Source organism: Apilactobacillus quenuiae (genome assembly GCF_002994005.1).
Classification (GTDB): Bacteria; Bacillota; Bacilli; order Lactobacillales; family Lactobacillaceae; genus Apilactobacillus; species Apilactobacillus quenuiae.
Genome location: NZ_POSN01000002.1, coordinates 1 through 11974, shown reverse-complemented (window position 1 = coordinate 11974; position 11974 = coordinate 1). Strand labels below are relative to the sequence as shown.

Here is an 11974-nt window from a genome sequence, read left to right as displayed (position 1 = left end):
TACGTGCTAAGAAACAGGAGATTTTATGAAAAAAGTAATTACTTATGGAACTTTTGACCTATTACATAAGGGTCATGTAAGATTATTAAAAAGAGCAAAAGCATTAGGTGATGATCTAACCGTATGTGTTTCAACTGATGAATTTAATGCTGAAAAAGGTAAAAAAGCATACACTTCCTATGAAGATCGTAAATATGTATTAGAAGCAATTAGATATGTTGATCATGTTATTCCTGAAAAAGGATGGGATCAAAAGATTAAAGATGTTAAGGATAATGATATAGACATCTTTGTCATGGGTGACGATTGGAAAGGCCAATTTGACTTTTTAAAAGATTATTGTGAAGTAGTTTATTTACCAAGAACTGAAGGTATCTCAACTACTAAGATTAAGCATGATTTGGGCCTTAATGATGATAAAAAGTGGGAATCTAAATAAATAATGTGAGACATCCTTTGGATATTATATTCTAGGGATGTTTTTTATATGTTACAATTAAAATTATATATTATTTTAAACACGGAAGGATTCAAAAAATGAGTAGTAATAAAAGCTTAGACAAAAGTGTAGATAAGAGACGAACTTTTGCGATTATTTCTCATCCGGATGCTGGTAAGACTACAATTACTGAACAATTACTTTTGTTTGGTGGAATTGTTAGAGAAGCTGGGACAGTTAAGGCTAAGAAGTCTGGTAACTTCGCCAAATCAGATTGGATGGAAATTGAAAAGAAACGTGGTATTTCTGTAACGAGTTCAGTTATGCAGTTCGATTACGCGGGTAAAAGAATTAATATTTTGGATACTCCTGGACATCAAGATTTCTCAGAAGATACTTATCGTACCTTGATGGCAGTGGATTCGGCTGTTATGGTTATTGATGCTGCCAAGGGAATTGAACCACAAACTAAAAAACTATTCCAAATTTGTAAAATGCGTGGAATTCCCATTTTTACATTTATGAATAAAATGGATCGTGATAGTAGAGATCCAATGGAATTGATTAGCCAATTAGAAGATGTACTTGGGATTGAAGGTTATCCAATGAATTGGCCTATTGGTTCAGGTAAAATATTGAAAGGGCTATATGATCGTTATAATAAGAGAATTGAATTATATCGTCCAAATGATGAAAATAAGCCTTATTTACCATTAGATGATGATGGAAATTTATTATCACCTGACCCAATAACTGATGACACTATTTATCAAGATGCTAAAGAAAGTATGGACTTAATTACTGAAGCTGGTAATCCGTTTGATAAAAATAAAATAAAAAATGGTGAACAGACACCTGTATTCTTTGGTTCAGCTTTAGCTAATTTTGGTGTTAAAACATTTTTAGATGCATATTTAAAGTTTGCTCCTAAACCAAGTGAACATGAAACTAAGAATGATGTTGATGTTAAACCAGATGATGAACAATTTTCTGGTTTTGTATTTAAAATTCAAGCTAATATGAATCCTAGACATCGTGATCGTATTGCTTTCGTGCGTGTTTGTTCAGGAATGTTTGAACGAGGCATGGATGTTACTTTAGATAGAAATCAAAAGAAGTTACGTTTATCTAACGTTACTGAATTCATGGCGAATACTCGTGAAAATGTAGAGAATGCGGTTGCCGGTGATATCATTGGTTTGTATGACACTGGTAATTTTCAAATTGGTGATACTATTTATTCTGATAAACGAAAAATCGAATTTACTAAATTACCACAATTTACTCCTGAAATGTTTATGAAAGTATCTGCTAAAAATGTTATGAAACAAAAATCATTCCATAAAGGTATTAAGCAATTAGTTCAAGAAGGTGCAGTCCAACTCTATACTGCTTATACTACTGGAGATTATATTCTTGGAGCTGTTGGTCAGTTACAATTTGAAGTGTTCCAATTTAGAATGAAAAACGAATATAATTCTGAAGTAGTAATGGAACCCATGGGTAATAAAACGGCTCGCTGGATTGATCCATCACAGTTAGATGAGAAAATGTCTTCCTCTAGAAATATTTTGGTTAAAGATACTAATGATGAACCATTATTCTTATTTGAAAATAAGTTCGCTGAACGTTGGTTCAAAGATAAATATCCAGATGTTAAATTAACTTCAAAACTATAGATAAAGAGCCTAATCAAGACGATTAGGCTCTTTTTATGTCACTTGACTTTATATAGTATAAGTTATTGATTTCGTACCAAAGTATTTTTTGATCATCTAATATAGAACTAGTTATTGTTACTTTTTTATTCTTTATATTGTAATCGATTATTTCTCCACCAGGATAATTGAATACTTGTATTCTTGTTCTTTTTAAAAGGGCTGTTGAATGAACTTTTTTGATTTGCCAATTTTTTGTATTATTTAGTCTTTTACCGAAAGGATAATAAACTTTTTTAAAATTTTTATCCATAATCCATTGATCACTTCCAATATTTAACCAAATGGAATCATGCTTTTGTAATTGAGCGAATATTTTCCAAATACTATTTTGCGGAATGGTTCCTATTGTTTTTGATGTTTCAGCTTTATCAAAGACTGTAGTAATCTGATTGGTTTTAATATAGAAATTTTCATGGGACAATTTTAACCAGTCACGTTTTTTGTAATAAAATATGATAGATTGTACATTATTACTAAATGATCCATTCAAATTTCCACTGTGAGATATGTTTGTATAGCCATTTATTTTTGGTGGAGTAATTTGATACAAACTATTTATTTTACCAATTTTAATTTCAGGTGATTTAACCAATAAATAATTTTCAAAATTTATAAAAAATATATTAATTGGTTTTCCATATAATTTTTGGTATTCAATAAAAACATCATTATTATCTATGAAGTATTTTAAATTACCAGTTATGTTATATATAACATAGTTTTTAAAACTAGGAATTATATAGTTATTTCTTGTATTTTTGGGTCCAAAAAGAATTTCATCTTTTGCTAGCTTCTTACCATTTTCATCTATATAATGTATTTTCATTGAATTTAATGGGAGAGTGTTTTTGCGAATCTCTGCTTGATTATTTAAATGTTGTTTATTGTTATTTTTTTTGAAATTATTTTTTATTATTTTTCTAAATATTTTAAACAATTCACATCCCTCCCATACATCATAATAACATATGAAAGCTTAATTTTTGCTTTTCGTTTGTCCATAATAGTTAATTAATATATAAATTTCTTGCATTAATATTTTTTATTACTAGACAATAATATATAATAGATATGAAAGAGGGAATATTATTATCAATGAGCAAAAATATACTGAATTATTAAATCAATTAAAAAATAATGAAATTAGTAAATTAGTGATAAAACCAAATGAATTTCTTGATTTTCAGGTTGCTTTTATGAATTTTGATACTAGAAAAAGAGTCTCTGGTAAAGCAAGTGAAAATGGAATAATCACTTATACTTACTTGTCTGATAATAATTCTAATAATTAACAAATCTTGTATTTTATAAAATTAATTGATATTCTAAAATTATTATGTAAATAAGAGGAGATTTTAAAATGGAAAAAAATCAATTTAAAATAGTTTCTGCAACAGGTATTCATGCACGTCCAGCAACATTGTTGGTTCAAACTGCAAGTAAGTTCAAATCTGAATTAAATTTGACTTATCAAAATAAGTCAGTTGATTTAAAGTCAATCATGGGTGTTATGTCACTAGGAGTAGGCCAAAATGCTGATATAACTATTTCAGCAGAAGGTGAAGATGAAAAAGAAGCAATTAATGCAATTTCAGAATCATTTAAAAAAGAAGGCTTAATTGATTAAGAATGTTTAATTATGAGGGAATTGCAGCCAGTAAAGGATATGCAATTGCTAATGCATATAAATTAGTTCATCCTAATTTGTCTTTTTCTAAAATGAAAATTGGAAATCCTAGTAAACAAGTTAAACGTTTGAAGAATTCTATTAATAGAGCTGTTAAAGATTTAAATAATATTGAAGAAGTTGTTATTACTAATATGGGGTCAGCTTCTTCAGAAATATTTAAATTGCAAGCTACATTTATTTCTAGTCCTAATTTTATTAATGAGGCTGCTAATGTGATTAATAGTAGTAAAGTTAACGCTGAAACAGCTATAAGTGAAATATTAGACTGCAGAATTAGTAAACTTAAGAATTCCGGAAATGATAAATTTGTTTTAGATAAGATTAAGGATATAGATGATATTAAGAAAAGATTGCTTGCATATTTGTTAAATAAGAAGATGTCTGACTTAGCTTTAATTCAGACTCCTGTGATTGTGGTTTCAGAGGATTTAACACCTAATGATATTATTCAGCTTAGCAATAAAAATGTTAAGGGAGTTATCGCTGATTTAGGTACAAATACCTCTCATTCCGCAATATTAACCAAATCGTTAAATATTCCGTCTATATTTGGCTTAAATAATATTAGCAAAAATATTTCCAATAATGATTTAATTATTGTTAATGGAATGTCTGGAGAGGTTATTGTTAACCCTAGTAATGAATTGGTGAAAAATTATAGTCTTAAAATCACCAAGTATAATCAGACTGAAAAACCGTTAGATAAATTAAAGAAAAGAAATGCATTTACTAATGATGGAAAACAAATAAGTATTAATGCTAATATTTCTAGTCCTAAAGAAGTTAATTTAATAAAGAATTATATGATTGATGGAATTGGACTATATCGAACTGAGTATCTATACATTGATTCTTATTCTTTGCCCACTGAAGAAGAGCAATTTAATGTTTACAAGGATATCCTTTCTTCAATGAGTAATAAACCGGTAGTCATTAGGACTTTAGATATTGGTGGAGATAAACAAGTTCCATACTTAGATAATAATTCTAATAGCGAACGAAATCCTTTTTTGGGAAATCGATCAATTCGTTTCAGTTTATCTAAAACGACCATTTTTAGAACTCAAATTAGAGCTTTACTTCGTGCATCTATTTATGGGAATCTTTATATTATGTTTCCAATGATTTCAGAATTAAATGAGTGGTATAAAGTAAAAAAAATAATTAATGAAGAAAAGAAAAAAATGGATGATGACGGTATTCCATATAATAATCCTAAGCTGGGTATTATGGTTGAAGTGCCCTCAGTTGCTATAATGGCGGATCAATTTGCTAAAAATGTTGATTTTATGAGTATTGGAACTAATGATTTAATTCAATATATAATGGCTGCTGATCGTGGTAATCCAACTGTTGCAGCTTTAGATAATCCTTTAAACCCAGCATTATTAAGAATGTTAGAGAGAGTATTTAATGTTGCTAATGCGTATAGTATAGATATTTCTATTTGTGGTGAAATGGCCTGTAATCGATATGCGCTTCCTATTTTAATAGGTATGGGTTTTAAAAACTTATCTATGAATATTAACTCTACTTTAGATGTTAAAGCATTGCTTAGTTTATTAGATTACGATCTAATGCAAAAAATGTCTGAAGAAATTATTAAAAGTGCATGTACAGTTAAAGATGTTATTAAAATAGAACAACGATTTATAAAAATTTAATCACTTTTTTGGACTAAAGAATGCTTTTTAATTGTAATTCTTTAGCTCTTTTTTTATTTGACTGTTTGCAAAGAAAAGTTCAAAAACATATAATTACAATAAATTGATAACTAAAAGGAGGTGGTGGTATTTTGAACATTGGAATATTTACTGATACTTATTTTCCGCAAGTCAGTGGTGTTGCTACATCAATAAAAACTTTAAAAGAGCAATTAGAGAATAATGGCCATCAAGTTTATATTTTTACTACTACTGATCCACATGTATCTAAAAATACTTATGAAGAAAATATATTTAGATTCTCCAGTATTCCATTTGTTTCTTTTACAGATCGCAGAATAGCTGTTAGGGGAATGTTTCAAGCCTATCAAATAGCTAAGAAATTAAATTTGGATATAATTCACACACAAACCGAATTCTCTATGGGAATGATAGGAAAATTTGTTTCTAAATTTTTGAGGATACCTTGTTTGCATACATATCATACTATGTATGAAGATTATCTACATTATGTGGCTAATGGAAAGTTATTAAAGCCTGTGCACGTTAAAGAGGCAACTTTAGCTTTTTGTCATAATATGTCTGGGGTGATTGCTCCTAGTAAACGCGTATTAGATACATTAGTAAGATATGGAGTAAAGAGCCCAATTAGAATTATTCCAACTGGAGTAAACATTAATAAATTCGATTTTAATCCAGAAGAAGGTCTTAAACATAAATTAGGTTATAAAGAAGATGTTCAAATACTATTATCGGTTAGTCGATTAGCATATGAAAAAAATATATCTGGTTTAATTGATATAATGCCTAAAATTATTAATGAAAAGCCTAAAGCTCAGTTAATGATTGTTGGTGATGGGCCAGCTAAAAAAGATTTAGAACAACAAGTACAAAATATGAATTTATCTAATAATGTGAGATTTATCGGTGAAATTAGCAATGATAGCATTAGCTCTTATTATCACTTAGCTGATTTGTTTGTTTCTTGTTCTAGTTCTGAATCACAGGGACTTACTTATATTGAAGCAATGGCTTCAGGAATAAAAGTAGTGGTTACTTCAGGTCCATATACTGATGATTTGTTAGATAATAATGCCTTAGGAATGACATTTTCAAATGAAGATGAATTTGTATCTGATATAATAGGATATTTAGATGGTAAGGTGCATTTTAATCTAGATGATGCCAATAAAATTAGAGATAAAAAGCTTCATGAAATTTCTGCAAAGAATTTTGCTGATCGCGTAACAGCTTTCTATAAAAATGCTCAAATTGAATATAATAATCAAATTAGGAATTCGACTAGAATAAACGATTAGGAGGACTTATGTTAAACATAAATATGCTTTCTACTGCGGATAAAGTTAAGGGACAAGGAGTGGGAAGTGCTTATCTTGAATTGATTTCAATGCTCAATAAACATTTTCCAAAAGAGTTTAATGTTGAAATCAATAAGCATGGCAAATCTGAAATCACTCATTATCATACAATTAATCTCAGTTATTATTTCTCTACTTTTTTTTCTAAACGTGGGAGAAAGATTGGATATGTTCATTTTTTACCGGAAACATTAGAGGGTAGTTTAAAATTGCCTAAACTAGTTAAGTGGATTTTTTATAAATATGTAATTGCTTTTTATAAGAGAATGGATCATATTGTTGTTGTAAATCCAACTTTTATCCCAAAACTAGAAAAATATGGTATAGATAAGGATAATATTACTTACATTCCAAATTTTGTTAGCAAAGATGAATTTTATCCTTTATCAAATGAAGAAAAATCTAAAATCAGAAAAAATATGGGGTTTAAAGATGAAGATTTTATAGTTTTGGGAACTGGTCAAGTCCAAACAAGAAAGGGCGTATTAGATTTTGCTAAACTTGCACAAGCTAACCCAGATGTTAAATTTATTTGGGCTGGTGGATTTTCTTTTGGTAAAATTACGGATGGTTATAAGCAATTAAAATTTTTAGTTGATAACCCACCTGAAAATCTTTATTTTCCGGGAATAGTTGATCGTGATTTAATATTTAAATATTATAATATTGCAGATCTTTTTTTATTACCCTCATACAATGAGCTTTTTCCAATGTCTGTGCTTGAAGCTTTTTCTTGTGGAACTCCAGTGATGTTAAGACATCTAGATTTATATAAAAAGATTATTGAAGGATATTATGTTCCATTTGATAATTTTGCTGAAATGGATGCTAATCTTAAAGATTTAAAAAATAGTCGCAATGATTTAAAAAATTTATCTAATAGATCAATTAAAGCTTCTTCATATTATTCTGAAGACCATTTAGCATCGATATGGTATGACTTTTACATATCTCAAGCAAAAGAAGGTTAAAAATGTCAAAAAGAAATGCAGTCACTTTTGTTCTTATGTTTCTATTTGGTGCATTTATATTTTGGTACTTTATTAGAGACATTCAAATTAGTGTTTTAATTGAAGATTTTTTTACCATTAATTGGTGTTGGATTTTAGTAGCCTTAATTTGTATGGCGCTTTATTTAGGACTAGAGGCAGTTATTACTAAAATAATTGTAAATACTCAGTCAAAAAATTTTACTTTTAAGGATGCTTTAAGAGTTCCTTTAGTAGAACAGCTATTTAATGGTATTACACCATTTTCTTCTGGTGGACAACCTGGACAACTATATGTATTAGTGCAAACAGGAGTTGACGCTGGTAAGGCTAGTTCTGCTTTACTAATGAAATTTATTATATTTCAAGGTATGATTGTACTAAACTTTATATTGAGTCTCATTGTTGGATTTCAATATATCGAAGAAAAACTTCATTACCTTGCTATCTTTGTGATTTTCGGATTCTTTATTCATTTATTTGTAATTGCGATTTTGCTATTAATTATGTATTGGTATTCATTTACTAAAAAAATGATTGATGTAATTATTAAACCGGTTCGTTTTTTTATTAGTAATGATAAATTTAGTGATTTTAAGAGTATGATTGATGAAAAGGTGGATAATTTTCACCAAGAAAGTATCAAGATAGCTAAACAATGGAGACTTATGCTTAAGATAATTTTAATCACATTTTTTCAATTATCATTTTATTACCTTATTCCTTATTTTATAATGCTGTCATTAGGGTTTAATAAAGTAAATATTATTGTAGTAGTTAGTCTCCATGTTTTAATATTTATGATTATATCTTTGTTTCCTATTCCTGGTGGAGCAGGTGGAGCAGAGTATAGTTTTGAAGCTTTATTCAAGAGTTATATCACTAATAGTACCAAATTAGTTTTAGCTCTTATGATTTGGCGCTTGTTGACATACTATTTAGGAATGATATTGGGTGTAATAGCACTATTTATTAAACCAGATAAAATTTCTAAAAAATAATTTATTTTCGGAGGCATTGATAATGTCCAGTAACATTAAAAATACCAGAAAGTTTATTAATACTAAGTTTGGATTCTTTGTATTAATGATCTTACTTTTTTGGTTAAAAACTTATATTTCATATCGAATGGATTTTACTTTAGGTGCAAAGGGTGGAATCCAAGAGTTCCTATTAGCAATTAATCCTATACCAGCTGCATTATTAATTTTTGGAATAGCACTGTATTTTAGGGGTAAATTGGCATATTGGTTAATGCTAATTATTAATTTAATAGAGTCAATATGGTTATTTGCCAATATTGTTTATTATCGAGAATTTTCTGATTTCCTATCCTTTGGAGTTATTAAGGGATCTGGGGATGTACAAAATAATCTTGGAAAAAGTTTATCAGAAATTATTCATCCATCAGATTTTATTATATTTATTGATATAATAATTTTAATTATTTTATTATTATTTAAAGTGATTAAAGTTGACCATTCTCCCTTTAAAAAGAAGAATGCTTTTGCGGTAACTATATTATCTATTGTTTTAATTTTTGCTGAATTTGGGATTGCTAATGCTAACCGGTCTGGTTTATTAACTAGAACTTTTGATAATAATTATATTGTTAAGTATTTAGGACTAAATGAATATGCTGCATTTAATGGTTATCAGACATATAAAGAAAGTAAAACTCGTTCTGAAGCTAAGCCATCAGATATGAATGATGTTCTCAAATATTTAAAAAATAATCGTAGTGCACCTAATATGGAATATTTTGGTAAAGCTAAGGGTAAGAATGTTTTTATTCTACATTTAGAAAGTTTTCAACAATTTTTAATGAACTATAAAGTTGATGGTAAAGAAGTTACCCCTAATTTAAACAAATTTTATAATAATAAAAGTACTCTTTCTTTTGATAACTTTTACCATCAAGTATCTCAAGGTAAAACATCTGATGCTGAAATGATGCTAGAAAACTCTTTATTTGGTTTGCCTCAAGGATCAGCAATGGTGAGCTATGGTACGCAAAATACTTATCAAGCTGCACCTGCTATTTTATCTCAGCATGGATATAGTACTGCTGCATTTCATGGAGATGTACCAAGCTTCTGGAATCGCGATAATACTTATAAGTCTTGGGGTTATCAATATTTCTTTGATTCAGATTACTATACTGAAAAGCCTTCATATAGTGTTGGATATGGACTTAAGGATAAAATTTTCTTAAAAGATTCTGCTAAGTATATTCAACAATTACCACAACCTTTCTACGCTAAGTTAATTACATTAACTAATCATTATCCATATGAACTTGATAAACAAAACCAATCATTCCCAGCAACAAAAACTGGAGATGATACAGTTGATCCATATGTTCAAACCGCTCACTATTTAGATCAAGCTTTTGGTGAATTTGTACACTATCTTAATAAAACCGGGTTGATGAAAAATAGTATGATCGTACTTTATGGTGATCATTATGGTATTTCTAATAATCATAGGCCTGCTATTGCTCAATTGTTGCATAAGAAGAGTATTAATAATTATGATTTAGCACAATTTCAAAAAGTTCCGTTTATGATTCATATGAATGGCTTAAAGGGTGGTATTAATCACACCTATGGTGGAGAAATTGATGTTTTACCTACCTTATTACACTTACTAGGTTATAAGGATGATAAAACTATTCAATTTGGAAATGATTTATTGTCTAAGAAGAGAATTCAAGTGGTTTCGTTTAGAAATGGTGACTTAGTATCTCCTAAATATACCATTGTTGGTGGAACTGTATATAATACTAAGAATGGATCTGTTATTAATCCTAATACTACTCAAAAAAATGAAATTAAACGTATGCAAGATCATGTTACAACTGAACTTTCTTTATCAGATAGGGTTGTTTTAGGAGATCTTTTGAGATTCTATAAATCAAAAGGATTTAATAAAGTTAATAAAAAAGATTTCAATTATAAATATTCTTCTGCTATGAAGCAATTAAAAGAAGCAGATAAGAAGAGTCACTCTGATTTGCTTAGTAAGCTTCATACTAATAGTACCGAGAATTTGTATAAAACAGATGCTCCTGAATTAAAATAATTTAATAAAAAGAGTAATCATTATTAATTGTGGGAACTGCAACTATTATTTTAAACAAATAAATAAAGCAGCTTTCTTTTGGTTTAATTGGGTAACTGATTTCCTGTATTCTACAGGCGATTGGTTACCCAATTTTGTTAATATTCGTCTATTATTCCAAAATTTGATATAATTATCTACGCACTTGATGGTATTTTGTATATCATTTTAGATTTTAGAGTGGAGTGAAATGATTCACTAATGGCGCTATCAGCTGACGTTACTTTATAGGATATAATCCTGATAGCGTCTTTTTTTGTGCTAATTCAAAGTGTAGATTGAATCTTGATCACTATGAACAATATCCCCATTGTTATAACTTCATTTTCTTGATTATTCTTTTTTTATTGACTATATATTTTTATGTTGGTATTATTATATTTGTTGTCGAATTATTAAATAATTTATATCATTTAATAATTTATATTGACTTAATTATATTATTTTGATAACATATTAATTGCTGTTGAAAAAGAGTTAGTTAATTTTTGGACTTAAAAATTAATTACAAAAAGTTATTGACTTTTAGTTGTTAAGATGGCATAATAATTAATGTTGCGTTGTTGATATGACAAACAGCAACATACCAATTAAAAATTTAATTATAAAAAAGTTGTTGACATTGAATTGTTAATATGATATAATTAAAAAGCTGCTTGTTTCAAGCAGTTAACTGATAAGTAGATCTTTGAAAACTGAACAAGATTGATAATCAATGATGTGTAAGGAACTTACGATTTAGATCGTAAGTAAATTAAACACAGCGAAGTCAATTCGCTTTTAAAAACAATTAATTTGATGAGCTAGTTAAAAGCTTTTCATCTATAAGATGAGAGTTTGATCCTGGCTCAGGACGAACGCTGGCGGCGTGCCTAATACATGCAAGTCGAACGAGTCCTCCCAATTTGATTTTATGCTTGCATAAATGATTTTTGGATTCGGGACGAGTGGCGAACTGGTGAGTAACAC

At 28.6% G+C, this 11974-nt stretch carries 10 protein-coding genes and 1 rRNA gene; 9 read left to right on the top strand and 2 right to left on the bottom strand.

Annotated features, from left to right (window positions below; genetic code table 11):
- The first annotated feature begins 25 nt into the window (after positions 1–25).
- Together tagD and C7N44_RS02400 are read left to right on the top strand one after the other, a co-directional pair.
- A complete protein-coding gene (gene tagD, locus C7N44_RS02405; protein ID WP_105956318.1) occupies positions 26–439 on the top strand; it encodes a glycerol-3-phosphate cytidylyltransferase in 414 nt (137 codons plus the stop codon).
- Positions 440–537: 98 nt separating this feature from the next.
- Complete coding sequence (locus C7N44_RS02400) at positions 538–2118, top strand: peptide chain release factor 3 (RefSeq protein ID WP_105956317.1); 1581 nt, start codon at positions 538–540, stop codon at positions 2116–2118.
- A gap of 22 nt (positions 2119–2140) precedes the next feature.
- Here the strand turns inward: C7N44_RS02400 and C7N44_RS02395 are convergent, their stop codons facing one another.
- Entirely contained in the window at positions 2141–3097 is a 957-nt protein-coding gene (locus C7N44_RS02395; RefSeq protein ID WP_105956316.1) for a MucBP domain-containing protein, read from the bottom strand.
- 423 nt (positions 3098–3520) lie between these two features.
- On the opposite strand from C7N44_RS02395, the gene C7N44_RS02385 reads away from it, so the two are divergent.
- From C7N44_RS02385 to C7N44_RS02360, 6 genes are all read left to right on the top strand, one after another.
- Positions 3521–3787, top strand: coding sequence for a phosphocarrier protein HPr (locus tag C7N44_RS02385; protein WP_105956314.1), 267 nt, complete (start codon positions 3521–3523; stop codon positions 3785–3787).
- 2 nt (positions 3788–3789) lie between these two features.
- Positions 3790–5514, top strand: coding sequence for a phosphoenolpyruvate--protein phosphotransferase (gene ptsP / locus C7N44_RS02380; RefSeq protein ID WP_105956313.1), 1725 nt, complete (start codon positions 3790–3792; stop codon positions 5512–5514).
- A 131-nt stretch (positions 5515–5645) separates the two neighbouring features.
- A complete protein-coding gene (locus tag C7N44_RS02375) occupies positions 5646–6833 on the top strand; it encodes a glycosyltransferase family 4 protein (protein ID WP_105956312.1) in 1188 nt (395 codons plus the stop codon).
- Positions 6834–6841: 8 nt separating this feature from the next.
- Complete coding sequence (locus C7N44_RS02370; RefSeq protein WP_105956311.1) at positions 6842–7864, top strand: glycosyltransferase family 4 protein; 1023 nt, start codon at positions 6842–6844, stop codon at positions 7862–7864.
- Positions 7865–7866: 2 nt separating this feature from the next.
- Positions 7867–8883 carry a lysylphosphatidylglycerol synthase transmembrane domain-containing protein gene (locus C7N44_RS02365; RefSeq protein WP_105956310.1) on the top strand — a complete coding sequence of 339 codons (1017 nt, stop codon included), beginning with the start codon at positions 7867–7869 and terminating at the stop codon, positions 8881–8883.
- Between the two features lie 22 nt (positions 8884–8905).
- The gene (locus C7N44_RS02360; RefSeq protein WP_105956309.1) at positions 8906–10966 is read left to right on the top strand and encodes an LTA synthase family protein; all 2061 of its coding nucleotides are present in this window, start codon (positions 8906–8908) and stop codon (positions 10964–10966) included.
- A 45-nt stretch (positions 10967–11011) separates the two neighbouring features.
- Here the strand turns inward: C7N44_RS02360 and C7N44_RS08180 are convergent, their stop codons facing one another.
- Positions 11012–11155, bottom strand: coding sequence for an IS3 family transposase (locus C7N44_RS08180; protein ID WP_225362939.1), 144 nt, complete (start codon positions 11153–11155; stop codon positions 11012–11014).
- A gap of 675 nt (positions 11156–11830) precedes the next feature.
- Between C7N44_RS08180 and C7N44_RS02350 the strand changes: the two genes are divergently transcribed.
- Positions 11831–11974 (top strand): 16S ribosomal RNA (locus tag C7N44_RS02350); the annotation flags it as partial.